At 46.6% G+C, this 26011-nt stretch carries 27 protein-coding genes; 10 read left to right on the top strand and 17 right to left on the bottom strand.

The window, feature by feature from the left end:
* Positions 1-95: 95 nt before the first annotated feature.
* Entirely contained in the window at positions 96-569 is a 474-nt protein-coding gene (locus AB6F11_RS09090; RefSeq protein ID WP_017066129.1) for a hypothetical protein, read from the bottom strand.
* Between the two features lie 353 nt (positions 570-922).
* Positions 923-1699, bottom strand: coding sequence for a pimeloyl-ACP methyl ester esterase BioH (gene bioH / locus AB6F11_RS09085; protein WP_102394586.1), 777 nt, complete (start codon positions 1697-1699; stop codon positions 923-925).
* Between the two features lie 93 nt (positions 1700-1792).
* Here bioH and AB6F11_RS09080 point away from each other — a divergent pair, with 93 nt between their 5' ends.
* From AB6F11_RS09080 to cysQ, 4 genes are all read left to right on the top strand, one after another.
* Positions 1793-2506, top strand: a complete 714-nt coding sequence (locus AB6F11_RS09080; protein WP_170962812.1) for a ComF family protein — start codon at positions 1793-1795, stop codon at positions 2504-2506.
* Between the two features lie 109 nt (positions 2507-2615).
* On the top strand, positions 2616-3200 hold the full coding sequence (gene nfuA, locus AB6F11_RS09075) for a Fe-S biogenesis protein NfuA (protein ID WP_004741449.1): 585 nt from the start codon (positions 2616-2618) through the stop codon (positions 3198-3200).
* A gap of 289 nt (positions 3201-3489) precedes the next feature.
* On the top strand, positions 3490-4041 hold the full coding sequence (nudE, locus tag AB6F11_RS09070) for an ADP compounds hydrolase NudE (RefSeq protein ID WP_017062476.1): 552 nt from the start codon (positions 3490-3492) through the stop codon (positions 4039-4041).
* A gap of 36 nt (positions 4042-4077) precedes the next feature.
* Positions 4078-4905: a 3'(2'),5'-bisphosphate nucleotidase CysQ gene (gene cysQ / locus AB6F11_RS09065; RefSeq protein WP_017062477.1), complete on the top strand. Its 828-nt coding sequence runs from the start codon at positions 4078-4080 to the stop codon at positions 4903-4905.
* Positions 4906-5024: 119 nt separating this feature from the next.
* Here cysQ and AB6F11_RS09060 read toward each other — a convergent pair whose 3' ends face one another.
* The 12 genes from AB6F11_RS09060 to gspC all read right to left on the bottom strand — a co-directional run bounded on the left by AB6F11_RS09060 (position 5025) and on the right by gspC (position 16557).
* Positions 5025-5804 carry a type II secretion system protein N gene (locus AB6F11_RS09060; protein ID WP_017063075.1) on the bottom strand — a complete coding sequence of 260 codons (780 nt, stop codon included), beginning with the start codon at positions 5802-5804 and terminating at the stop codon, positions 5025-5027.
* 1 nt (position 5805) lies between these two features.
* Positions 5806-6294 (bottom strand): type II secretion system protein M, encoded by a 489-nt coding sequence (locus AB6F11_RS09055; protein ID WP_017062479.1) that lies wholly within the window; start codon positions 6292-6294, stop codon positions 5806-5808.
* A gap of 20 nt (positions 6295-6314) precedes the next feature.
* The gene (gene gspL, locus AB6F11_RS09050; protein ID WP_102394587.1) at positions 6315-7544 is read right to left on the bottom strand and encodes a type II secretion system protein GspL; all 1230 of its coding nucleotides are present in this window, start codon (positions 7542-7544) and stop codon (positions 6315-6317) included.
* A complete protein-coding gene (gene gspK / locus AB6F11_RS09045; RefSeq protein WP_017062481.1) occupies positions 7513-8562 on the bottom strand; it encodes a type II secretion system minor pseudopilin GspK in 1050 nt (349 codons plus the stop codon). Before gspK ends, gspL begins: the two co-directional genes overlap by 32 nt.
* Positions 8546-9313: a type II secretion system minor pseudopilin GspJ gene (gene gspJ / locus AB6F11_RS09040; protein WP_017063073.1), complete on the bottom strand. Its 768-nt coding sequence runs from the start codon at positions 9311-9313 to the stop codon at positions 8546-8548. Before gspJ ends, gspK begins: the two co-directional genes overlap by 17 nt.
* The gene (gspI, locus tag AB6F11_RS09035; protein ID WP_017062483.1) at positions 9300-9695 is read right to left on the bottom strand and encodes a type II secretion system minor pseudopilin GspI; all 396 of its coding nucleotides are present in this window, start codon (positions 9693-9695) and stop codon (positions 9300-9302) included. The genes gspJ and gspI overlap by 14 nt, the downstream gene beginning before the upstream one ends.
* Positions 9682-10275 (bottom strand): type II secretion system minor pseudopilin GspH, encoded by a 594-nt coding sequence (gene gspH / locus AB6F11_RS09030; RefSeq protein WP_017062484.1) that lies wholly within the window; start codon positions 10273-10275, stop codon positions 9682-9684. The genes gspI and gspH overlap by 14 nt, the downstream gene beginning before the upstream one ends.
* Positions 10276-10353: 78 nt before the next feature.
* Entirely contained in the window at positions 10354-10797 is a 444-nt protein-coding gene (gene gspG, locus AB6F11_RS09025; protein ID WP_017062485.1) for a type II secretion system major pseudopilin GspG, read from the bottom strand.
* An 88-nt stretch (positions 10798-10885) separates the two neighbouring features.
* The gene (gene gspF / locus AB6F11_RS09020; RefSeq protein WP_048661299.1) at positions 10886-12106 is read right to left on the bottom strand and encodes a type II secretion system inner membrane protein GspF; all 1221 of its coding nucleotides are present in this window, start codon (positions 12104-12106) and stop codon (positions 10886-10888) included.
* Between the two features lies 1 nt (position 12107).
* The gene (gspE, locus tag AB6F11_RS09015) at positions 12108-13610 is read right to left on the bottom strand and encodes a type II secretion system ATPase GspE (RefSeq protein WP_102394588.1); all 1503 of its coding nucleotides are present in this window, start codon (positions 13608-13610) and stop codon (positions 12108-12110) included.
* A complete protein-coding gene (gspD, locus tag AB6F11_RS09010) occupies positions 13610-15634 on the bottom strand; it encodes a type II secretion system secretin GspD (protein ID WP_102394589.1) in 2025 nt (674 codons plus the stop codon). The genes gspE and gspD overlap by 1 nt, the downstream gene beginning before the upstream one ends.
* Before the next feature lie 41 nt (positions 15635-15675).
* The gene (gene gspC / locus AB6F11_RS09005) at positions 15676-16557 is read right to left on the bottom strand and encodes a type II secretion system protein GspC (RefSeq protein ID WP_017062489.1); all 882 of its coding nucleotides are present in this window, start codon (positions 16555-16557) and stop codon (positions 15676-15678) included.
* Between the two features lie 331 nt (positions 16558-16888).
* Between gspC and hslR the strand changes: the two genes are divergently transcribed.
* From hslR to AB6F11_RS08985, 4 genes are all read left to right on the top strand, one after another.
* Positions 16889-17275, top strand: a complete 387-nt coding sequence (gene hslR / locus AB6F11_RS09000) for a ribosome-associated heat shock protein Hsp15 (RefSeq protein WP_017062490.1) — start codon at positions 16889-16891, stop codon at positions 17273-17275.
* A gap of 18 nt (positions 17276-17293) precedes the next feature.
* The gene (gene hslO, locus AB6F11_RS08995; protein ID WP_102394590.1) at positions 17294-18187 is read left to right on the top strand and encodes an Hsp33 family molecular chaperone HslO; all 894 of its coding nucleotides are present in this window, start codon (positions 17294-17296) and stop codon (positions 18185-18187) included.
* Positions 18188-18524: 337 nt separating this feature from the next.
* Entirely contained in the window at positions 18525-20150 is a 1626-nt protein-coding gene (gene pckA / locus AB6F11_RS08990; RefSeq protein ID WP_017062492.1) for a phosphoenolpyruvate carboxykinase (ATP), read from the top strand.
* A gap of 154 nt (positions 20151-20304) precedes the next feature.
* Positions 20305-22275, top strand: a complete 1971-nt coding sequence (locus AB6F11_RS08985) for an AsmA family protein (protein WP_102394591.1) — start codon at positions 20305-20307, stop codon at positions 22273-22275.
* 47 nt (positions 22276-22322) lie between these two features.
* Here the strand turns inward: AB6F11_RS08985 and AB6F11_RS08980 are convergent, their stop codons facing one another.
* Genes AB6F11_RS08980 through AB6F11_RS08970 form a run of 3 tightly spaced genes read right to left on the bottom strand, consistent with a single transcriptional unit; the run spans position 22323 to position 24622 of the window.
* Complete coding sequence (locus AB6F11_RS08980) at positions 22323-23258, bottom strand: bifunctional GNAT family N-acetyltransferase/hotdog fold thioesterase (RefSeq protein ID WP_102394592.1); 936 nt, start codon at positions 23256-23258, stop codon at positions 22323-22325.
* A gap of 16 nt (positions 23259-23274) precedes the next feature.
* Positions 23275-23709 carry a D-aminoacyl-tRNA deacylase gene (dtd, locus tag AB6F11_RS08975; protein ID WP_004735590.1) on the bottom strand — a complete coding sequence of 145 codons (435 nt, stop codon included), beginning with the start codon at positions 23707-23709 and terminating at the stop codon, positions 23275-23277.
* Positions 23681-24622: a virulence factor BrkB family protein gene (locus AB6F11_RS08970; RefSeq protein WP_019826491.1), complete on the bottom strand. Its 942-nt coding sequence runs from the start codon at positions 24620-24622 to the stop codon at positions 23681-23683. Before AB6F11_RS08970 ends, dtd begins: the two co-directional genes overlap by 29 nt.
* Positions 24623-24664: 42 nt before the next feature.
* Here AB6F11_RS08970 and AB6F11_RS08965 point away from each other — a divergent pair, with 42 nt between their 5' ends.
* Together AB6F11_RS08965 and AB6F11_RS08960 are read left to right on the top strand one after the other, a co-directional pair.
* On the top strand, positions 24665-25306 hold the full coding sequence (locus tag AB6F11_RS08965) for a DUF2959 domain-containing protein (RefSeq protein ID WP_102394593.1): 642 nt from the start codon (positions 24665-24667) through the stop codon (positions 25304-25306).
* Between the two features lie 31 nt (positions 25307-25337).
* Complete coding sequence (locus AB6F11_RS08960) at positions 25338-25868, top strand: AAA family ATPase (protein WP_102394594.1); 531 nt, start codon at positions 25338-25340, stop codon at positions 25866-25868.
* Positions 25869-26011: the final 143 nt, after the last annotated feature.

Below are 26011 nucleotides of genomic sequence, written 5' to 3'. Positions count from 1 at the left end.
GAATGAAGTTCAGCCCTATGAGCATAGGGGTTCTATGTGATTAGGGTGAACTTACGCAGTTAACAACGCTGCAGCTTCAAGTATGAAGAGTATAATTATAATACGACCAACATCTCTGACGGAGCATGAGGCGCAACAGCATGACCATAATGATACTTTATGACCTTACGTCGTTTCTCCATCTGTCCTTCCTGAATCGCCGCATCTAAAACATGCTTTGGCAGGCGGAAACGCATGGTATAACCTTTGCCTTGATCAGCACTGTATGTTTTCAGTGCCAATAAGCTGAACAGCCGATCAAAAGGGTCTTGTGGCTCTTCTTGGCTAACCGAATTGGCCTCTGACTCGTTCTCCATTTCATAACCTGGATGGTCTGAAGGATCCCAAGCCGACTGCTGCCTTCGTTTATCGTCTGATTTTACCTTACGCTCTGCATTGGTTCTCGCCAATGCTACTGCGGGAGCAATAGGTTCTCGGACTCTATTATCACGCGCAACTTGCTCTGTTTGCACATTAACGGACGGGGCGATTAGTGGCACACTCACTGCAGTTGCAGGTGACACAATCATCGCGAACTCTCCTCAAGAATCGCCCATCAATATTGCCATAACACTGTTGTACCGAGAACGCACAACAGGCATAGCCCAACTTAGCGCAATCAGCTCTGGAGAGAGTTAGGTCTGAGTATCATGCAACACGTTGGTGTTATACCAATCGTAGTAAATAACTGATCATCCTAGCTTGTTAAAATGCTCGATAACGGCGTTAGATTTTTTGATTGTAGAATAACTACTTATCGAAACTACTTGTCAAAAAAAAGCTGCCTTGTTCTCAAGCCTTTTACCTACGCTATTTTTGAACACTTACTTACTGTGATTGGTATTAGCTTATATATCGACCAAGCCGGATATATATTTAGCAATTATTTTTGTGCGAAGCTGACAAGCTCACTGCAAAAGGCATCCGCTTCGGTCATAAACGGTGCATGCGAAGACTGGGTAAATATGTATTGCTCGGTATGAGGCAAGGCTGTACCTAAGTCTTTTGCAACCTTGATTGGCACCAATCCATCTAATCGACCATACAAGCGTAGCATTGGTACTGAAATCTCAGGCAGTTGTTCACGCAGATCGACATCCGACAGCATCTTTAATCCTGCCAATAATGAATCAGGGTTCGGCAACGGGCGAGACAGCACCGCTTGCTTGAGTTGTTTTACATCTTGCCTTGCTGAAGGGCTGCCCATGGCTTGCAATGCCATAAAGCGTTCGATGGTGGTTTGGAAATCTTCAACCAGTTGCTCGGTGAATGCGCTTAATACGTTGGGCTGAATGCCTCGCCATAACACGGGCTCTTTTGCAGCGGCGAATTTGGGAGAACTGGCGACAGTCACCAGCTTGCTCACGTAATTTGAGTGATGGAGAGCCATGTGCGTTGCGACCAAGCCTCCAAGTGACCAACCCACCCAAATCGCTTGCTTTGGTGCTTCGGCCAAAAGCTGCTGAGCAATCTCTTCAAGATCTTGAGCGTGGCAGTGCGCGCTGTGTCCATACCCTGGTAAATCGACAACATGCACTCGAAAATCAGCTTGTAATGCATTAACGGTTTGTTGCCATACCGCACCGTTCATTCCCCAGCCGTGAACCAGTACTAAATCAGGCCCTTGCCCAGAAACATGCCAATATAACGCGTCACTCATTCTCAATATTCCCTACTTTTTCCATCAGCGATAATCCGCGCTTTTCAGTATGGTGAGCAAAAGGAACACCATAACCCAAAAGCATCACGAGCTATGTTATCCGATTGGCTACAAAAACACACACCACGTCTGGTCACACCTCAATGCCACCTGTGCAAACTTGATAAACTGCCCAGTGATACACATCCTCGATGGTGCAATTCTTGTCTCAAACTCTTTCAGCCAGTACCACGCTGCCAACGATGTGGTTTAAAAACACTGCTCACAGTAGAGCAGTGCGGACAGTGCTTATCTCAACCTCCACCCTGGCATCGCCTCTACTGTGTCGGCGATTACACCTTCCCTACAGCAGGTTACATTCAGCAAATGAAGTACGCTGATAAGTTTTGGTTTGCACGTGATCTATCTAAGCTATTGGCATCACGTATCGAATATCCTGCTCCGCTGATCACCAGCGTGCCGCTGCATTGGCGTCGATATACTCATCGCGGCTTTAATCAAAGTAAGCTGCTAGCCGACTACACGGCTCAAGAGCTTGGCGTTGAAAGTGATGTGCTCTTTCGTCGAATTCGCTCAACGGCTTCCCAGCAGGGGCTGACTAAATCCGCACGATTACACAATCTAAAGAGCGCTTTTGCGCTGCGAAAACAAGACGTTCAAGGAACTATCCCCTCTCACGTCGCGATAATTGATGATGTTGTAACCACCGGCAGTACTGTGTATCAATTATGCCAATTACTACTTGAAGTGGACGTTAAAAGGATTGATATTTACTGCATCTGCCGCACTCCTGAGCCCTCTGGATAAAAGCTGTGAATCACTACTTGTACAGCAATCCAACAAAAAAGGGCTGAATTACAAATCTGACAGGAGTAGAATGGCGCTAATAACCTACAAATCTACTCAGGTATTCGTCGTGTCAAATATTACTATTACAGAAACAGCTCAAACTCACTTTGCCAATCTGCTGTCACAGCAGCCTGAAGGTACAAACATTCGTGTGTTCGTGGTAAACCCAGGCACACAAAACGCTGAGTGTGGTGTTTCTTACTGCCCAACAGATGCTATCGAAGCGTCTGACACAGAGCTTAAATTCGAAGCTTTCTCTGCATACGTAGATGAGCTAAGCCTACCGTTCCTAGATGAAGCTGAAATTGACTTCGTTACTGACAAAATGGGCTCTCAGCTAACGCTTAAAGCACCAAACGCTAAGATGCGTAAAGTCGCAGACGATGCACCACTTCTAGAACGTGTTGAATACGCAATTCAAACACAAGTTAACCCGCAACTTGCTGGTCACGGCGGTCACGTTAGCTTGGTAGAAATCACTGAAGACGGCGCAGCTATTGTAGCATTCGGTGGTGGTTGTAACGGTTGTTCTATGGTTGATGTAACGCTAAAAGAAGGCATCGAGAAAGAACTTCTTCAACAGTTTGAAGGTGAACTGACTGCTGTTCGTGATGCAACTGAGCACGATCGTGGTGAGCACTCTTACTACTAATCACTGATTTAGTGTTAGTTGTTATTTGAAAGGTTGATGCGCAAGCATCAACCTTTTTTGTTATGTGGATAAGCAAGTTAGGACTATCGCGTTCTCTCTATACTCTTTTGCTATACAACCATATTTTCACCTCGTTACCATCTTGAGTAAGGTATTCAAGTGATCGTAATCGATTCCTGCTTCAATAATTTTCGGATATGAAAACTCGGATCTAGGAACTCAAGGTCATTTCCCCTATATTAGAATGACTTTATAAGAAAGAATTCCAATGAGCTAAGGAGCGAGCGCAATGACGAAAAGGACCAAGCCAGAGATTTTGGCCAAACAAACTGTCGCTCAATCAAGACTATTCTCTATCGAGTCTCTCGACTTACGCTTTTCAAACGGCGAAGAGCGCACTTACGAACGCATGAAGCCCAGCGGGCGCAACGCAGTGATGATGGTTCCTATTACTGAGCAAGGCGATATTCTATTAGTACGTGAATATGCAGCGGGAACTGAACGCTACGAACTTGGCTTTCCAAAAGGGCTGATTGATCCAGGTGAGCAGCCAAACGAAGCCGCCGTTCGCGAACTCAAAGAAGAGATAGGCTTCGGTGCCAACAAGCTTACTCCGCTGAAGGAAGTGATCCTTGCACCCTCTTACTTCTCTAGCAAAATGACGCTGTTTATTGCAGAAGACCTCTACCCAGAAAAGCTAGAAGGTGATGAGCCAGAGCCTCTCGATATTGTGCGCTGGCCACTTGCTCAAGCCGAAGAACTGTTAACACATCTCGATTTCTGTGAGGCTCGGAGTATTACAGCCCTGCTTTTAAGCCTTCGTGTATTAAACAATAACTAGAACATTCAGGCTCGCTCTAAGAGTAAGAGAACATTTATGCCAATAACAAAAGATTTGTCTCACCTCCTACCCTCTGTCATTGAGATTGCTCGCTCTGCTGGTCAACTCATCTTAGAGATCTACGAGAAAAAGGATTACGAAGAGTTCATTAAGAGTGATGACACTCCAGTAACCAGTGCCGATCTTGCAGCACATAAGCTGATATTAAAAAAACTCAGTGAATTGACGCCTGATATTCCCGTATTATCCGAAGAAGACGCCGACATCAGCCTAGAGCAACGCTCTCAATGGGATCGCTACTGGTTAGTTGACCCATTGGACGGCACCCAGGAGTTCATCGCACGAAGTGGTGATTTCGCGACAATTATCGCCCTAATCGAGCATAACAAGCCAGTGATGGGCGTGGTATACGCACCCGTTTCAGGTGTGAGCTATTACGCTTACAGTGGCAAAGGCGCTTGGAAGATCCCAGACCTTAATGACAGCGTGAAAATCAAAACGCATCGTCACGAGCTGCCAAACCAGTCAATCGCCATGGCGATCAGCCGTCGCCAGGACATCAATCGCATCACTAGCCGTATGAGCTCAGCATGGAATTATGATTTGGTTCCTCTAGGCTCAGCAGCGCTTAAGGCCTGTTTAGTCGCAGAAGGCGCTGTGGATTGTTATCTGCGCCTTGGACCAACCGGAGAGTGGGATACCGCCGCAACGCAGTGCATTGTTGAAGAAGCTGGCGGACGTATCTTAAGTACTCAACTAGAACCGCTTTCGTACAATGAAAGAGAAACGCTAGAAAACCCGAACTTCATTGTACTCGGTGATGCAGATTTACCGTGGGTAGAAATTTTGCAAGGCAAAGACTAGGCGAGTTTGCTCCCTTTAACTGTCAGATATCCTCTAGATTCTCAGAACAAACAAAACGGGCACCTCAGTGAGGTGCCCGTTTTTTATATCTCGTAATTTAGTGACCCTTAGCCGTTTAGCTAAAAACGACCTTGATAAGTAAACTGGTACTTACCTTGGCTATCAGGATTACCCAACCATTTAAGCTGATTTTGCATCGTTGGCGGGAATTCAACACCCGGTTTAAACCACGCTGCAGATGTGTAGCGCTGGTTAGATGTTAGACTCGCTGAGAACTCACTGTCTACTTGAGTGCTCTTCTGAACGCCTTTGGCTGCAATTGTACTGTCTTCACAGGTTATGTCCGCAATCACAGGACCAAGGTCTAACGAACCAACAGGTGAATCGACTGCAGCACCAGACCAAGCCACAGTACCTTCACCAGACTGACACCAAGGTTGAGCATGAACCGCATGCTTGATCGTCAGCTCAACCTTTCCACCAATTGAAACCGGGACTGGAATGGCTGGGGCGTATTTCATCACGTTCATAGCAGGCATTGAGGCCACTAAGTTCTCTGCATACGCGCCACTCATGCTGTACCCGACACGCCCTTTACCTGACAAGTTCATGTCGCTGTTACGACCAAAACGAACCGCCAGTTCTGCTTTGGCTTGAAATAGCTTAGAAAACTGGAAGTCCCACTGCACTGAACCGTAATTAACACGCTGCCAGGCGATATTATTGGCGCTGCCCTGCCAAACCGTTCCTTCAACACCTTCAATATTCAAGCCACGCACAGCCGGTGCATGTTTGAGTACAAAAGAGGCCGGTAGATGCAGCAACAGACTAACCGAGAAAAAGACAATAAAGATGCCGCCAAAAAGTAAACCTAACTTCAAAGATAAACCGCGTTTCACATTAACCTCGTTTAAACTGTAGTCGGTTGACCTCAATAACCCCTGGGTTATCGGAGCGATCAATGTCCATAAACTCAACTTCGACACCCTGCTTCTCTTTCAAGTATGTCAGCCAATCTAAGAACTGATTAAAAGGCACAGGTTTCACCCAGACTTGCAGCATCTCGCCACGTGGTTGCACACGTATCAGCTCGATATTAAAGCGACGCATAGAAGCAGGCACAGATTGATTCAGAGGTTGACTGGCACTAATGCCGCCACTGCCTCGTAGTTCAACCACTTCATTGGCTTTATTGGTTACCCAAGCCAGTAGTTGCTTCTCGCTTTGAATGCGGGTCTGCGCAAGTTCAGCTCGCTGACTGAGTGGCTGGATTAGCCCCCAATAAACGACACCGACCACCAATAGAATTGAGCAACCAATCACTAGTCGTTGCTCTCTTTGACTTATTGAAGTCCACCACGCTTGGAGTGGCTCAATCATATTTCTCATCACTGATCTCCTTACGCAGGTTATTGATGGGGTTTAAGAGTAAAGCTGCCAAATACGGCATCACCATTACGATTCAATGGCCCTTGCTCAACGGTAAACTTCTCTTCAAGTTTCACTCGCGCAGTCTCGAAATATTGGAAGTCAGTACTTTTCGCTTCCAATCTCACCTCTGAGCGGTTGCCGTCGTAGCGAATACTATTCACTTCGATGGCTTTCACTTGTCCTAAAGTTTCTGGCAGTAACGCTAGCCATCCAAGTAAGGAATCACCATCACCCGAGCCACCATACTTCTTAGCTTCGTCGTTCATCTGGCGCTTAAGGTAGCTGACCGTCGGAATACGTTGCTTACCCGGAAGTACGCTTCTAAAAATACGTTCACTCTCCGTTCGGTACGCTTCGGCTTGTGCTTCGTACTGCTGAACCTTTAAGACTTGCTGAGTGACGATCACCGCCACCAGCAAACAAGCTGCGATCGCTACTTTTTGCCATACACGCCAGTACTTACTGAATGAAGATTTGGTTTTAAAGGTGCCAGTCAGTAAGTTTACGCCACTTGTAATGGCTTGTTGGCTCAGTAAAGACATCACCAGTTCAGCAGGTTTAGCTTGCCACTCAATGCCACTTTGCAGTTGAACGTCATCACTTGGCAGTGCGGTGTAGCTAAAAATCGTTGGTGATTGCTCTTCGTCATCTAAGGCAGCCCAATCGCTTTGTAAGAACATCGCTAGCCACGCCTCATTGATCGACACTGCTTGATAGTTGCTTTGACGCAATAACCAATGTTGGTCGATCTGCAGCGCACTGATGCCCTGATCTTCTAAAGGCAACGCTAAGGTATCAGGCAATACTTTACGAAAGATAATGTTCGCTTCGCGGAAAGTATCCAGCGCCTGCTTAAGCCAATCACGTTCCACACCACACACTGTCGCGTGCGTTGCGTCTTTCTCTAAAATAGTCAGGTGTAAGTCTTCGATATCTTGTGCGACTTCGTCTTCTAATAAAAACGGCAGCATAGAATCGAACTGGCGAGCAGCACCTTTCGGGATCTCAACACGCTTAATTAAGCATTCATTTCCCGGCAATAAAGCGATACAGCTACGCTTTTCAGCGTAAGGCGTTAACTCATCCAGCTGCTCCCAGCTAGACAGTTCGCCACTTGCTATCACTTCTTGTTGGCTTGTCGACCAAACTAACCACTGCACAGGGCTTTGTGGTTCGCTACTCAGTCGAACGGTCAGAAACTCGCTCACTGATTCCTCCAAAACGACGGCGTACTACCGTCACTGTTTCTCGATTACTACTATAGAAAAGCGTCCGTATACGTACACGTGACTGCTCAACTAATACCTCTGCATCTAGCTCAAAATAGGCGCTATCTACAGTTAAATATGCTTTCGCTTTTTTGCTGACTTCGGCACTCACACCCACAATAGCAGGCTCAGCCATAAACGCATCCACCGTATCCCAACCATCGAATGGGCGTTTGTCTATCAGCTGTTTGGCATCCGATTCACTTAAGCCGGGGGCAAACATCGCTTCCAATAACGGCGCCTGCTTTTCCGTAAGAGTATTCACATTCAAACGGAAATCGTCGCTCGGCAGAGCACAAACAAAGGGGCGAACCTTATTCATCACCTCACCAGTGACTTGATAAACCGAGCGTAGCTCGGACTCATCGGCCATTAAGCCATTCGCTGCCAAATAAGATGGCTTCATCGCCTCATAAGTACTGTCTTCTACACCAGCTGAAGAGGTGGTTCGGGTATCACTATCAACAAATTCCCAGCTTGAATGTGCAATAACCTCGGCCTGATAAGGCTCAACATCTTGGTTTTCCAACAAGGTTTGCCAAACCGTAATTAAATAAGGTGTTTGGTTACTTGAAGTCGTCGCCACACCAGCCAACGCATTGAGATTAAAACATGCCTGAGCATCAACAATACGGCCTTTAACTTGACCATAATCCAACGGGTATACCTGTTCTTCTAACGCCCATGGTTGACTCAAGTTGACGGTATCACTGTCTTTGTAGCTTTGCCTAATGCCGTCTTGCACCAGCGCTTCGACACCAATGCTGTACCAGTAAGCCTGTTGGTAATTCAGTTGATTGCCCACGCGCTTAAATTGAGTAAACAGGCGTTCCGACATACTGCCTGCGATGGTTGCCATTATCGCCAGTAGCATCAGGATAATGATCAGCGCAACACCTCGCTGCTTGCGCCCCATGGCAGACCTTGTCAGTGCAAACTTATTAGTTCGATGAGTCATTATTCCCCTCATTACTACTTGAAGAGTCACTGTTTGAAGAATCATCGGCCTGATCTAGCGTGCCACCAGGGGTGAGATAAATACGCTCTATCTCACCATAATCTTTCAAGGTTAGCTTTAACCTTACCGCTTTCGGTAGCGATTTGTCGGCTTGCCACTCTTTCCCCCAGCGGCTTCCGTCATAAAACTCGAATTCCAAGCTTTCAACATCATCAAGCAAAGGCGTAATCACACCTTCTTGTCCTGCAGGAGTATCGGGGTAGCGCCACCACACACGCTCAAGCGTTTCTTCTTTAATGCGGTAACCCACTTTGGTGACTTCTCCGCGAGGAAACTGCTGCTGTGGGTTATGCCAGCCAAGGCGAGTAAACATGATGCCAACGCTGTCGGAATCCAGTAAATACTCTTTAATTAAGATCAGCTTAGATGATGCTTCTTCACCGTTGGTACGAAATTGTCGCACCGCCATCTGGCGAAAATCATTATCTAAAATGACTAAGCTACGTTGCAGTTGATTTAAACGAGCACTGCGCTCGATTGAAAGCTCGTTGCTGCGCTGAACCTGATTTACTACCTGATAAGCCGCCATGCTTAACGTGGCAAAGATAGCGATCGAGACCAAAACCTCAATTAAGGTAAAGCCTCTCCCTTTCGAAGATAGTCCTTGTTTACGAGGCACACGCTTATTGGCGGACATGCTCTTACTTAGCGACTTGCTCTGAGCTAACGACACGCTTTTACTTGACCACATAGCTGCGCACCGTGACCACTGGAGAAGCTTGTTTACTGGTTGCCACACTCACATCAAACGCCTTTAATAAATCATCGCTAGTATCGATTGGCGTGACCTTCCAAAACCACTCTCTCTCGGCCAACTCTTGTGTGCCCTGCGCTTTTTTTAGCTTCTCAGGATGCAGCATCACCAAAGCCATTTGATTATCAACGACCATAGCCGCGAAGGTTTTTTCTTCGAGATAACTGAGGGTATTGATGTGCTGAGTAACAGCACGAATCACACTGATCGCCGCAGTCGCAAAGATAGCGAGCGCAACCAATACCTCAAGCAGCGTCATTCCTCGAGAACCAAGGGGCATACCACGAAAACGATAAGGAGAACGGTTATTCCTCTTCATCTTCTTCTCCCGGTTCTAGCAGTCGAATCACACCATTGTCCAATACTCGAATACGCCAACCATCTTGTATGGTGTCTCCGGTATTTGGATAAAACGACAATACAAATGGCGTCATTTCAGCACTCGACAAGATGTAGATCTGTGGTGGTTTCGGCTTCTTTTCCTCTTCAAGATCAGCAAACATATCTTCATCAAACAAGCTTCCTGGGTTGAACAACCGATCATCGTCTTCCCATGCGCCACCACCTAAGGTCAGTGACAATGCGAGTTCTTCCGGTAGTTCAGTTAAAGAGGGGATTTTTTCAAAATCGACTTCTTGCCAGCCTTCAGACTTAAGCGCCATCAGTACATAGGTCGATTTCTTTTCATCAACTCGAACGCCAAAATCTAAGCCGCTCAAAATAGCCTCTTCATTGAGTAATTGAACTCGCTGATAAAAGCTTTGAGCGTATTTTTTAGCAACATCTTTGCTATTGGTAGGAATGGTCGCGATCACCGCAACCGCCGTTACTGACAGTAGTACCAACACCAAGAGAATCTCAATCAAGGTGAAACCTGGCTGTGTTTGCTTAGTTTTCACCTTTAGACTCCATCTGTTTACGTCCTACCATCAATAACGTATCAAGCATCAATAACGAATCAAACAATAAGCTGAAGCTTATTGGAAATCCTGCATGTTCCAGTTGCCGATATCCGCCGCAATACCTTCACCACCTTCTTGGCCATCAGCACCAAGAGTGAAAATATCAATAGTGCCGTTATCACCAGGGCTTAGGTATTGGTACTCGTTACCCCATGGGTCGTTTGGCAGACGCTTGATGTAGCCACCGTCGCGGTAGTTACGAGGCTCTGGGCTGCTTGGCTTAGAAACCAATGCATCAAGACCTTGATCCGTTGTTGGGTAAACGCTGTTATCCAGTTTGTACATATCTAGCGCGTTCTCTAGCGCCACAATATCAGTGATGGCTTTTTGTTGGTCAGCCTTCTCTTTGTTACCCAATAGGTTAGGTACAACAAAGCTCGCCAATACGCCAAGGATAACCACAACAACCATCACTTCTAATAGGGTAAAGCCTGATTGTTTCTTCATTCTGTTTTTCATTATTTTCTCCAAATTACAGACAGCGAGTTGAAGGTAATAATGTCCTTCTTCTCGTTAATCCAAAAACTAACGTCTTATGAGCAGTTGATTAACCACTCATCAAATTATTCATTTCAAGCATCGGCATCAGAGTCGCCATCACAATGAACAGCACTAAGCCTGCCATCAAAGCGATAAGTGCTGGCGTAAAGATACCTAACGCGATATTCACGGTCGATTCAAAGCTTTGATCCTGGTTATCTGCCGCTCTTGTTAGCATTTGCTCTAACTGACCACTCTGCTCACCACTGGCGATCATATGCAGCATCATTGGAGGGAAGAGTTTGGTTTGATCGAGCGCTTTACGCAGGCTTGCCCCTTCTCTAACACTGTCTGACGCCTGCAGTACTTGTTGCTTCACATGGTGATTCGACATTACATCAACCGCAACCTTCATCCCCTCAAGGATAGGAATCGCACTCGAGGTACAGATAGAGAGTGTTCGTGCAAAACGAGAGGTATTGATCCCTTTCGCGATCTTGCCGATCAGTGGAATGCTTAATAGCTTGCGATCCCAACTCATGCGAACACCCGGCTTTTTCAGAGCGGTCTTAATCAACACAATCACACCGATGATCAACAACAGTAATTGGATGCCCCAATTCTGGATAAATTCACTCGATGCCAATAAAAATTGTGTCGATTGAGGAAGTTCTTGGCCCATTTGGATAATCGGTTCAACGATCTTAGGTACCACGGTTGCCAGCAGGAACGAAACAATCGTCACCGCAAACACCACCAGCACCACAGGGTAGATCATCGCTTGCAGCAACTTAGAGCGCATCTTCTGACGGTTTTCTGCGTAATCAGCCAGTCGCTCCAATACCGCATCTAAGTGACCCGATTTCTCACCAGCCGCGACCATGGCTCTAAACAGTTCATCAAAGATATGTGGGTAATCAGCCAAGCTATCGGCTAGCGAATAACCTTCCGTTACCTTCGAACGAACCGCCAGTAACATGGTTCGAATACGTGGCTTTTCAGATTGCTCCGCCACGGCTTTCAAGCACTCTTCTAGCGGCATGCCTGATTGCACCAAGGTGGAAATTTGGCGAGTAATCAAAGCAAGGTCTGGCGTGCTGATACCACGCTTAAAGCTAGTCGAAGGCTGTGCACCTTTCGCTGTTTTGGCCTTGGCTTCGGTCATCTCAACCGGCATCAAGCCTTGTTCTTTTAAGCGCTGGCGAGCCTGACGAGCGTTATCCGCTTCAATCGAGCCCTTTTTGCTCTTACCCTTGGCATCCAGTGCTTTGTATTCAAATGCCGCCATACTAGACTTCCTTGGTCACGCGCATCACTTCTTCTAAGGACGTTACCCCTTTCAGAACTTTGCTCAAGCCATCATCTCGAATACTTGGTGTTGTGCCACGAATTGCTTTCTCAATCGCCTGTTCGCCAGCCTCACTGTGAATCAGCTCTTGTACCGAATCGTCAATCATCAATAGCTCATGAATACCAGTACGGCCTCGATAGCCTTTGTGACTGCAGCTTTCACACCCTTTGGCATGGTAAAGCGTTAGGCTGTCTTTCTTCTTCAACCCAAACAGTTTTTTCTGTTCTTTATCCGCTTCGTAAGGTTCTTTACAGTCGTTACACAGGGTGCGAACCAAGCGCTGAGCCAAAACACCCAGCAGCGAAGAAGAGATCAAGAAGGGTTCGATGCCCATATCACGCAGACGCGTAATTGCACCGATTGCCGTATTGGTGTGAAGGGTCGACATCACTAAGTGACCGGTCAAAGAGGCTTGAACAGCGATCTCTGCGGTCTCTAAGTCACGTATCTCACCAATCATTACCACATCGGGATCTTGACGAAGAATCGCACGTAAACCACGCGCAAAGGTCATATCAACCTTAGGGTTCACTTGTGTTTGACCAATGCCATCGATATCGAATTCGATCGGGTCTTCAACGGTTAAAATGTTTCGTTCATTGCTGTTGAGTTCTTGCAGGCCTGCGTACAGGGTCGTCGATTTACCTGAACCTGTCGGGCCGGTCACCAAGATAATGCCGTGTGGGCGCTGAATCAGCTTACGGAAGTTTTCATGGTTTTCTGCTGTCATACCTAAACTGTGCAAGTCTAGACGAGTGGCGTTTTTGTCCAACAGACGCATTACCACACGCTCACCGTGCGAAGAAGGCATGGTTGAAACACGAACATCAACCGCTCGGCCACCAATACGCAAAGAAATACGACCATCTTGTGGCACGCGTTTTTCCGCAATATCCAATTTAGCCATAACCTTTACACGTGACACGAGCAGCGGAGCCAGTTTACGGCTCGGCGCCAACACATCACGTAACACACCATCAATACGGAAACGGATCGACAGTGATTTCTCAAAGGTTTCGATATGAATATCCGAAGCACCCTCTTTGATCGCCTCACCCAGCATCGCATTGATTAACTTGATGATTGGTGCATCATCCTCTGATTCAAGTAAGTCTTCGTCTTGAGGCAGTTCTTCCGCTAGTGAGAAGAAGTCATCACTATCAGCACCAATGTCTTCCATGAGCTGACGAGCTTCTGACGAGTCACGCTGATAAGCATCGGTCAGTTTTTTATCAAACTCATCGAGAGTAATCGCTTGTGGCGTGAAACCATTTTTCACAACACGACTCACTTCAATGATCGCCGCCGATTTCAGTGGCTCAACATAATAAAGTATCGGTGCGCGCTCTGGATGTTGATACTCCAACACCATCTTATAGCGATTCGCAAAGCTAAACGGCAAGCGCTGATAAGTACGTGCCGCCCCTACCAATTCAGCCATTATTCTGTTTCCATCTGATCAATGAAGGCTTGAAGTTCAGCCGGGTAATTCATGCTTTCGCCAAATTTAGGCAATACCGGGATGTTATCGTCTGCCATTAATTTCAGCCCTTGCTCAGCCTTGTACAACTGCTCAGCACGGATGAAGTTGTATTTACGCTGAGTGATACCATCGGCTGTCATGCCATCACGAATGATGGTTGGCTTAATGAATACCATTAGGTTCTTTTTCTCAACCTGAGTGCTGGTAGATTTGAACAAGTGACCTAGCAATGGGATATCACCCAAGAATGGCACCTTAGATTCACTTTCCAATGCACGCTCATCAATCAGACCACCAAGCACCAGCATTTGACCGTCTTGAACAATCACTGAGGTATTTAGCTGACGCTTAGCAAAACGCACATCAACCGCACCGTTCGCGCCTAATACGTTCGATACTTCTTGTTCTATTTGCAGCTGAACCGAGTCACCTTCGTTGATTTGTGGCACCACTTTAAGCTTGATACCCACTTCTTTACGATCAACCGTTTGGAATGGATTATCGTTACTTGAACCTGCGGTAGAGCCAGTTAAAACAGGCACCTCTTCGCCCACAATGAACGACGCTTCGCCGTTATCCATCACGGTGATACTTGGAGAAGATAGGATATTTGAATTTGAATCGGTCGCTACTGCACTGATCAAGGCAGTCCAGTCACCCATCACTACGCTCATTGCCGCGCCATTAACGCCAGAAAGAGCAGAAGCTAACGTTGAGTAGTCACCGGATTCTGTGGTCGTTTCATTACGCAAAAAGGCGCCATTATCATCATAGACTGCGGTGGTCGTTTCAGTGTCTTTCGCTTCTTCTAAACCAACCATTACGCCACCGATTGACGCACCTGTGTTGCCATACTGAATCACAGCACCAGTATCAAGGTTACCCCATTGCACACCAAGGTTAATGCCATCACCCTCTGCCATCTCGACAATTAGGGCTTCAATCAATACTTGAGCACGACGAATATCCAACTGTGCGATCACATCTTGAAGCGCATTCATGATGTCCGGTTGTGCGGTAATCACCAACGAGTTGGTATCACTGTGAGCGGAGATCATCACTTGGTTACGTTGCGATGAGCTGCCTTTGGTTGAAGATTGCTTTTCTGATTGCAAGTTGTCCGACACGCCTTTCAGCACATCGACTAAATCTTCTGCTTTGGCGTATTTAAGGTAAATTACTTGGTTGTTGCCCTTGGTTGCCATTTCCACATCAAGCTGTTCAATCAACCTTCTTAAACGGCTACGTACCTTAGGGTCACCTGAGATAAGAATCGCATTGGTACGCTCATCGGCAACCAATTTAGGCTGTAGAAATGCAGGCGTATTCTTCGCATCTGTGGTTTTGCTTAGAGCATCAACAATGCGCACCATTTCTGCCGCTGATGCATTCTTTAGCTCAACGACTTCAATCTCTTTATCACCCGCTTGGTCAACACGCTTGATGATTTCTGCTAAACGGTTCACTACCGCCGCACGACCGGTAATCAAGATGATATTGGCTGGGTCGTAGTGCACAACGTTACCCGCGCCAGCATTGTCGTTTAGTTGACGAAGCAGAGGAGAAAGTTCACGCACCGAGACATTACGAACCGTCACAACACGTGTCACCACGTTGTCGCCTTTGATCGTATCACTGTCTCCAACGACTGGAATTGCCGATGTTTTCGAATCCTTGGCCTTGATGATCTTAAGAACACCCGAGTCCATTTCGACAACCGCGTAGCCATACACTTCCAATACGTTTAGGAAGAAGCTGTAATATTGCTCTTCATTGAGTACGTCGTAGCTGCGTACATCGATTTTTCCGCGCACCGAAGGGTCAACGATGATCGTCTTCTCTAGGTTACGACCAACAATATTAATAAACTCTTGAATATCAGTGCCTTTAAAGCTGGCACTAAAATCACTCGCGATGGCTGCGGGTGTGCAGATTAAGCTTCCTGCCAATAACCATGCACTTTTCTTAAACCAATGCTTCACGTACTTCTCCTACACTTTCGTCCTTCGTTAGACGCAAAGTTTTAAAATTCAATAAACACTTCATGTTGTTGACCATCTCTCTCGACCACCAGATTTAGCTCTGTTAGTTCTGAGATGGAACGGAATATGTTGCCCATAGCAGCAGGGTCTGTCAGGTCTTGTCCATTTAACTGAGTGGCAATATCTCCGTTTTGGAGCCCAACAGAGTTAAAAAGTTCTGAATCTTTGCCAGGGCTCACACGATAACCGATCACTTTATCGTCACGCTTCACCTGAGACAGTCGAACATATTGGAAGATTTGTTGCGGATCTTTCATTATCTTCGCTTTAATTTCATCAAGCTTCTCTTCTGCTGAAGCCGGATTATTACCACGAACCGAAGAAGAGCTACGAGGTGGCGCAGGCGCTGATACAGCCAAACGCTTGTACTCAATACCTTCAAGCATCAAGGTTTCGTCTCGTCCTGAGTTATCAATGATAACGCGGTCGATTAATACCGCTTTTAACTTGGCTCGAGTGCCTTCAATCTCTTCATTAATTCCGTAGGTCGCTTGCGTGCCGCGATTGGCGATCACCGCTAAGCTCAGTTTTGGATTCGAGCTCGCGACTGCACCCACTAAAACGAGGTTTAATCGCGTCTTAGGCGCATCTTGGATAACTTGCTGTTCAACCACAGCGGGCGTGCTTGGGTTGTAAGCACCAAACATGTTGCTCTGCTGCAAAGAAGAGATATCAAGGGTCGATTGAGGTGCTGAAGACGATGAAGCCGTTGCTGTCCAAGGCGCGATAGTTTGCTCAGCAGGTTCGATAAACCATGCAAGCTGCCCTAAGATCCATGCGGAAGCTGCAATCAATACACAACAGGTCGCTAAGCTTAGTTTCTGCTGAAGTACAAATCCATTCTCTAATAAGCGGCTCAACATAGGAGAATTCCCTACGCGATTTTTGAGCTCTAAAAAGTTCACTTTCCTAGTCCCTTTTCATGACGACAAACGCTGCAAATCATTAAACTTTCAGCTTTTTTATTCATTCGTTCGATACCAAGCTTATTTAAGCAATAAGATCCTGAACTATATCATAGCAAATCGATAAATCGGCATAACATGGCTATTTTGTATTATGACTTGAAAAAAATGCCAACCGCCTCCACTTTAAGCTTCTACTTAATGTGATAAGCATCATCAAAAACATGTTGCGCACTGTTCGTTACAGTTAAACCGCATTCATTTCTCACTTAATAAGGCACAGCCCTATATGAAAACTGCTAATGAAGCTGTCAGACTCGATAAATGGTTGTGGGCAGCTCGTTTTTACAAAACCCGGTCTATTGCTCGCAACATGGTCGATGGTGGCAAAGTCCACTATAATGGTCAGCGCAGCAAGCCAAGTAAAATTGTCGAACTTGGGGCTGTGATTACACTGCGCCAAGGTAATGAAGAAAAGACGGTAACGATCGAGAAAATCTCAGCCCATCGTGGTGGAGCTCCGATCGCTCAAACCCTCTATGAAGAAACCACCGAAAGCTTGGCAAAAAGAGAAGAGTTTGCACAACAGCGCAAGCTAAATGCTCATAGCCCAGCACCAGAACGTCGCCCAGATAAAAAGCAACGTCGTGACATCATCAAGTTCAAGACTCAATAAGCTAGAAGGAATAGCCAAATGGCAGACCCAATGTCTACAAGTAATGTTTTAAATCGCTACCTATTTGAAGACCTATCAGTACGTGGTGAATTGGTACAGATGGACGAAGCGTACCAACAGATTATTTCTAGCAAGGAATACCCAGCTCCAGTACAAAAGCTGTTGGGTGAGCTACTGGTTTCAACGACGCTACTAACGGCGACCCTAAAGTTTGAAGGTTCTATCACGATGCAGCTGCAAGGTGACGGCCCAGTATCTCTAGCAGTTATCAATGGCGATCACGACCAAAAGATCCGCGGTGTCGCTCGCTTTGAAGGCGAGATTGCTGATGATGCTGGCCTACACGACCTAATGGGTAAAGGCCACCTAGTGATCACCATCGATCCTAAGAAAGGTGAGCGTTACCAAGGTATCGTTGGTCTTGAAGGTGACACGCTTGCACAAGTGCTTGAAGGCTACTTCGCTAACTCTGAACAGCTTAAGACTCGTCTATGGCTGCGCACTGGCGAGCATGAAGGCAAAGCACACGCTGCAGGTATGTTGCTACAAGTAATGCCTGACGGCACCGGTACTCCAGACGACTTCGAGCACCTAGAGCAACTAACAGACACCGTGAAAAACGAAGAGCTATTCACTCTAGAAGCGAACGAACTGCTTTACCGTTTGTACAACCAAGAGAAAGTACAGCTATTCACACCACAACCGGTTGAGTTCTTCTGTGGCTGTTCACGCGAAAGAAGTGGCGCTGCTATCATTACCGTTGCTCAAGAAGAGATCTACGACATCCTAAGCACCGAAGGAAGCGTTGGTCTACACTGCGATTACTGTGGCACAAACTACTCGTTCGACAAGAATGATGTTGATGCACTGTACGCAGAAGCAGCAGATAAAGGCAGCAATACGGTTCATTAATTTACGGCGTACCAAAAACACGTAATTTACCCCAAAAAGGTCAGCCCTCAGCTGGCCTTTTTTGTGATCAAAATAGCGCAAACTCCGTAACATCTCGTAATAAAATCACCGCTTAATTTTAATCAATTAATAATGTTCTCGCCCCTAGCGCAAAGGTTTGCGTACAGGATAGACTAGTTGGGCCAATATGTGACGAGACGCTTAAAACCCCATGGCTAATATGGATATTTTTTGAGCTATATCCCTGTTTCCCCCGAGTCTCGTTGCTAGCATGGTGAGCAGATAACAATAAAAAATTAATACAAAATCCCTACAAAATATCCTACAAGGAGCACCTATGACCGTTATGGAACATACAAAGGCTGCACAAATTGATCTAACTAAGCACGGACTGACTGGCGTTACTGAAGTTCTTCGTAATCCTAGCTACGAGCAGTTATTCGTTGAAGAAACACTGCCAGGTTTGGAAGGCTACGAAAAAGGCGTAGTAACGGAACTAGGCTCTGTTGCGGTAGACACTGGTATCTTTACTGGCCGCTCACCAAAAGATAAGTACATTGTTAAAGATGACACGACCCGCGATACCATGTGGTGGTCAGATCAAGGCAAAAATGACAACAAACCGATTACAACTGAAGTATGGAATGAGCTGAAAGAGCTTGTGACAACTCAGCTATCTGGCAAGCGCCTGTTTGTCATCGACGGTTATTGTGGTGCTAACCCTGATACGCGCTTAAGCGTGCGTATTATCACTGAAGTAGCGTGGCAAGCGCACTTCGTTAAGAACATGTTCATTCGTCCAACTGACGAAGAGCTAGCAACGTTCGAACCTGATTTCGTGGTAATGAACGGTGCTAAAACAACCAACCCTAACTGGGAGAAACAAGGTCTAAACTCTGAGAACTTTGTCGCTTTCAACCTGACTGAACGTGTTCAGATCATTGGCGGTACCTGGTACGGCGGTGAGATGAAAAAAGGTATGTTCGCAATGATGAACTACCTACTACCTCTACAAGGTATTGCTTCAATGCACTGTAGTGCAAACGTCGGCGAGAAAGGCGATGTAGCCATCTTCTTCGGTCTATCTGGTACAGGTAAAACTACGCTTTCAACCGATCCTAAGCGTGAGCTAATCGGTGATGATGAGCACGGTTGGGATGACGATGGTATCTTCAACTTCGAAGGTGGTTGTTACGCGAAGACGATTCGTCTATCTAAAGAAGCTGAACCTGAAATCTACAACGCAATCCGTCGTGATGCACTACTAGAAAACGTCACGGTTCGTGGCGATGGCTCTATCGATTTTGATGACGGTTCAAAAACTGAGAACACTCGTGTTTCTTACCCGATTCACCACATCGATAACATCGTTAAACCAGTATCAAAAGCCGGTCACGCTCAAAAGGTTATCTTCCTGACTGCTGATGCATTCGGTGTACTGCCACCCGTTTCTAAACTGACTCCAGAGCAAACGAAGTACCACTTCCTATCTGGCTTCACTGCAAAACTAGCGGGCACTGAGCGTGGTATTACTGAGCCAACGCCAACGTTCTCTGCGGCATTTGGTGCGGCATTCTTAACTCTCCACCCAACTCAGTACGCTGAAGTGCTTGTGAAGCGTATGGAAGCGGCAGGCGCTGAAGCTTACCTAGTGAACACAGGTTGGAACGGTACTGGTAAACGTATCTCTATCCAAGACACTCGCGGCATCATCGACGCTATCCTAGATGGCTCAATCGACAACGCTGAAACTAAGGTTATCCCTATGTTTAACCTAGAAGTACCGCTAGCGCTGCACGATGTTGACCCAGCGATCCTTGACCCACGCGATACGTACACTGACCCTCTACAATGGGAAAGCAAAGCGAAAGATCTAGCCGAGCGCTTCATCAACAACTTTGATAAGTACACAGACAACGCTGAAGGTAAGTCACTGGTTGCAGCTGGTCCTCAACTGGACTAATCCAACCATCTGCTCGGGCTTAGCCAAAAGCAAACGCCCAATTTAAAATGATATTTTTGTAGCAAGCCCCTCTTTTGAGGGGCTTTTTTGTTGATGCTTGACCCTTTTTGTTCCACTCTGTTTTAAGACTATTGAAATTTAAGGCTTTCAGGGAATGAAAAAGGTATTCATGGTGTTCGGCATTGTGTTGGCTATCGCCGTTGCAACTATCGCAGCGCTGCTATTAAGCCTGCAGACCCAATACCGTGCGGATGTTGCCAACTTTTTTATCAAACATACGATTGAACAACCTGTATTCATTGAAGATGTTGAGTATCAGGCGCCTTATCACATCACCTTAATGGGCATTACCCAAAGCCAACCAGAAAAGCAAACACCTCTGTATATCGACAAGATCGATCTTTGGTTCAGCCCCAGCTCGATGACAGAGGCCAAACTGGTCTTTGAATCTGTTTTGATCAGCGGCCTACAATTAGAGGCAGACGATCTAAAAACACTGACTTCTTTATTTACCCAACCAAACATCAAGCTCCACCAGCTGGCCATCAACAATCTCGACTTTTCGACGCCAGAGTTTAATGCGCGAGGCATCGACCTACAGATCTCCGCCCCAACGTGGAACAACGATAACTCGCTGCTACCTTATGGAAAAACCCAACTCTCTGCCTCACAACTGTATTGGCAAGGTGAGGCATTCGATAATCTGTTGATTGATCTAGACCTCAAGCCGAGTGACAGCACCCTTTATGGTGCTTCGTTTGACTGGCGTGGCGCCAATATTTCTGGGCAAGCTGAACAATATCAACAAGATTGGTCGTTGGTGAATGTGACCGTCGATGGCTTACGACTCAATCAGAAACAGACCCAAAACCTACTAAGCAAAGAGTGGGATGTTGCAGGCATTAAGATTAATCACATCAATAGCTTAGATATTCTGCGTAGCGACGTAGAGTGGCAAGATGGCCACCTCGCTGCCTTTGATGCCTCATTAGAAAATATCCAACTGCCTTTTGAAATCTGGAAACAACAGAAAGCCATTTTTTCTCTACAGGCAGAAGGAGTGACCATTGATGATGACATGTTCATCGAGCCAAGCCTCAAGCTCAACCTAGAAGCAAACCGGATTCTGATTGAGGATTTCTATACTCAATTCCTGCAGGGCACTGTTCAGCTCAATGGCGAAGTCGCCCCTAGCAGCATTCAATTGGCGCAGCTCGACCTGCAAGGCATCAAGTGGATTACCGAAAACCAAGATAGCCCTCTACCGGCCGCTCGCCTATTGCCTTGGCTCACACAGCTCCAGAACGTCGAGATTAACCGACTTAATATAGAACGCAGCCAACTTATCCAACTAGCACAAACGCCTTACTGGCAGGTCTCTGGATTACATGTCGAGGGGCATCAAGTTCAACTGCTGCAAGATAGAAAACTGGGCTTGTGGCAAGGGAAGCTGATGGCGAGCGCCAATGATGCCAGCTACCAAAATATTCTCAGCGCACAGCCTGTGGTTGAGATGAATAGCGAACAAGGAAAATGGACGCTGACTCGTCTGTTTGCACCACTCAGGAATGGCTACATTGAAGCCAATGCAACGCTCGATTTTAACCAAATCAGCAAGCCATGGAGCTTAGATATTTCTGCCGATGGGTTACCCATTGCGCCTATGCTGCAGCGACTTGAATTACCACTCGATGCAACCGGCTATGGCGAGTTTGAACTTCAAGCCGCAGGTTTATATGGCGACTCACTGATGCTCGGTTACTCAACCACAGGGCAACTCACTGGCAGCGTTCGCCAGGGTGTGATGACCTTTAACGATAAGCTTTCTGAAACATCGACTGATAACGTGTTTGAAATTCCAGAGCTTAATGCGCATTTTGACCGTGGGCGCTTCACTCTCGAACCGATGCACATTATTGGTACGTCAGCAGCAGAGCAAGGCGAACAAAGGGTTCAAACGCTCAATGGCGAGGCTTCTGGAGAACTCGACTTGCTTAAAGCCGAGCAACACACCCTCTCGATTACCCTATCGGACCCATGTCATCAAATCTCAGGAAAGCTCACCCAAGCTGAGTATTCGGAGATTAACGACTGCCAACAAAAAAGCGCCACTCCACAGGAGTAGCGCTTTTAATCAATATCTTACCAAATCAACGGAGTGCTAGATGTGGGCTATTCGCTCACATTAGAATCTGTCGAGAGTATCTTTTTATAATCAGGGATCAGCATATAGGTTCCCGTAAACTCAACCGCTTCCACATCGCCACTGTTAATGGTCACATGAATGATGATACGAGCTTTTCTGCCAGACGCGAGGCGATCTAAATCGCCACTGATCCCATCCAATGAAGTAGAGGCAACAGGGTTTTGCTCAACTGGGTGACGATAACGAATATTACTGTCTGCCAGCACGATATCACCGGTCAGCCCGCGTTCTTTCATCAATAACCAAGTCATCCCCCAACCAGTTAAGGTCGCTAAGGTAAAGGCAGAGCCTGCAAACATGGTATTATGCGGGTTCAAGTTGGGATTCAGCTGAGCACTACACTCAAATTGGTAACCCGTGTATTGGTTGATCTTGATGCCCATCTTGTCACTGATCGGGATCTGATGTTCCCAGCGCTGCTGAAGCTCATTACACCACTCAGGCTTGCGTAGAACGTCTGCCATTGGGTCAAGATGCTTAACCATCTGTTGGTGACGCACAGGGCCACGTTGATCGTTAATCTCACCGCGACGTTCAAATTCATTCTTCTCATAGAATGAGATCGCATCTTCACGTGCATTACACACCAAGCGCTTAGCACCCTCTTGGCGAGCCAATGACTCAAGTGCGACTAGAATCAACGAACCCATGCCTTTACTTTGGCGAGATTTCTTCACCGCCATATAGCGGATCTGACCTTCCAGATCTGGGGTGATATACAGACGACCAATCGCCATCGGGCGACCACGACCATCAACAATCATGCGATGGTGACTCATTGGGTCATATTCATCGCGCTCAGAACCTACCGGCATTCGCCAAGGTTCACGGAGCATCTGCCAACGAAAATGGTAATACTTGTTTAGCTGATTTTCGGTGGTTGGTGTTATGAGTTTAAACATGCTTATTCCTTTAAGCCTAAACCTGCAGCCAGAATGTCACTGGGCCATCATTAACCAAAGACACTTTCATGTCGGCTGCGAATCGGCCACGTTCCGTTGGTAACACTGATTCACACTGGTCAGAGAAATAGTTATAAAGACGCTCAGCATCTTCTGGGTGAGCACCACGAGAGAACCCTGCTCGAGTCCCTTTCTTGGTATCGGCCGGCAGAGTGAATTGAGACACCACTAATACCTTACCTTCTACCTGCTTCACGTTGAGGTTCATTTTATCGTCTTCATCTCCAAAGACACGATAAGTGGTCACTCGTTCCATCAAACGTTTAGCTTTGGCTTCATCATCACCTTTTTCTACGCCTAACAGAACCAATAAGCCTTGCTCAATCTCACCAACTACTTCGCCATCAACACGGACGGCAGCTTCACTTACTCTCTGGATCAGTGCTATCACTGTTGTTTCCTTGCTCTGTGATTTTGTCTTTATCCGACGAGTGTACCATTTCTTTCGAGTCACTCCACTGTTCCTGCTCACCCAATGCAGCGGTCACCTCAGCACCCACCAGCACAATCAACCAGCACAAATAAACCCAGACAAAAAGAATTGGTATTGCCGCCAATGCGCCATAAATCAACTGGTAAGAAGGGAATTGAGTAATGTAGGCCGCGAAGCCTTTCTTACTGAGTTCGAACAACAGAGCCGCAACCAGAGAGCCCGCAGCTGCATGAGAAAAGTGTATCTTTTTGTTGGGAACCAGCAGGTACAAACCGAAGAACGCAAAGAAAGAGAGAATCAAAGGGAGTTTGCGAATCACGGTATTAAAGGCGCCAGACACTACCTCGTTTTGCAACAAGCTCAATGATGTCACATAAGAAGTGGCTGCAATGCTCGCCCCAACTAAAATAGGTCCAAGCGTGAGCACCATCCAGTACATAGAGAAAGACAGCACCGCACGACGCTTCTCGTCGACACGCCAGATGTAGTTTAAGTTCTTATCAATATTCGAGATCAGCATCAGCGCTGCAATGAATAAGAACACACTGCCGACTGCCGTCATTTTTCCGGTATTGGCAACGAACTCTAACAAAGCACCGTGTACTGCATCCCCAGACGCGGGAACAAAGTTGGTAATAACGAAGTTTTGAATCACGATACCAACATCTGCAAAGATGGAGAATGACGACAAGATAGAGAGCAGAACCGTCAGCATCGGTACGATCGAGAGCAAGGTAATGTACGCCAAGTAGCCCGCATTCACGTTGACTCTATCGTGCGTCATTCGCGCCAAAAGATAGCGAGAAAACTGAATACTGAGTGTGGCGACCTTTTTTATCTTCAACTTGTAACTCCCTTGTAACTCGTTCATAGTCCTAATTAATATTCCGTTACTTAACTATAGGAAACTAGGATGCCTTATTTAATAGTTATAGTCCTCTCTATTTTTGCTCTTACTGGATGCCAATCAGCTTATTACTCCGCAATGGAGCAAGTGGGTTACCACAAGCGTGACATTATGGTCGATAGAGTGGAAGACGCTAAAGAGTCGCAACAGGATGCTCAGGAAGAGTTTACTAGCGCACTTGAAGCACTCAGCAGCCTGACTAACTTCAGTGGCGGCGACCTTGAAGACATGTACAACCAAATCAACGATAAATACCAAGACAGTGAGAAAGCCGCGCAAAATGTCAGTGACCGCATTGCTGCGATTGAAGATGTGTCGGATGCGCTGTTTGAAGAGTGGCAGAATGAATTAGATCTCTACACCAGTGATTCACTGCGCCGCTCAAGTGAGCAAAAACTTCGTGAAACTAAATCGTCTTACCAAACGATGCTGTCAGCAATGAAGCGCGCCGAGAAGAAAATGGACCCCGTGCTCAATACCCTTCGCGACAACACGCTTTACTTGAAGCACAACCTCAATGCGAGCGCTGTCGGTTCACTGCAAGGTGAGTTTATGAGCTTAGAAAAAGACATCGCCTACGCGATCAAACAGATGAATGCTGCGATCGCCGAATCGGATAAGTTCTTAGCTCAGTTGAACCAAAAATAACGCTCGTAGACACAAATAAAGATAAGCCCGTATGAACCCAATTATTATTACTGGCGGCCCTGGTGCCGGAAAAACCACACTGATCAATGCCTTGGGTGATGCGGGTTACCCCACTTTCGCTGAGTCCTCTCGTCAGTTAATCGAACAGCAGAGTCAACTTGAGAACGGTATCTTACCTTGGTTAGACCTTCCGGGATTTGCTCGCCTATGTTTAACCGTCATGAGCGAACAAAAAGACCAAGCCAGTCAGCATCCCGTTGCCTTTCTCGATCGCGCCATTCCAGATATCTGTGGCTACTTGGCTCAGGCGAAACTAGAGATAGATGCGGCCTACCGAGAAGCAAGCAAAGGCTACCACTCACAAGCCTTGTTCTGTCGCCCTGAGGCTTCAATTTATGTACAAGATGATGTGAGACCTTATCCGTTTGAGGATGCGTTAGAGATTCACCACGCTTTAGAAAGAGTCTACCAAGAACTTGGCTATGAGGTGGTTGAAGTGCCGTTTATGCCAGTCGAAGAACGGCTTCAATTCGTTGAGCGTTACTTATGTATCAAAAGCTAGATCCCCAACTCGGTCGTTCCTCCCTCTTGAGGATAACGAATACTTGAATGCTCTTCGTATCTCGTTTAACCGTATCTAAACAAACTAAAAATCGAGTAGGAGGAGGCCTCACGGCCTCCGTCCTCTCACACCACCGTACAAGC

The organism is Vibrio sp. 10N.247.311.14 (genome assembly GCF_041467715.1).
In the GTDB taxonomy this organism is placed as follows: domain Bacteria; phylum Pseudomonadota; class Gammaproteobacteria; order Enterobacterales; family Vibrionaceae; genus Vibrio; species Vibrio crassostreae_C.
Note: the sequence above shows the minus strand (reverse complement) of the source record. Positions and strands in the feature narration are given on the sequence as shown.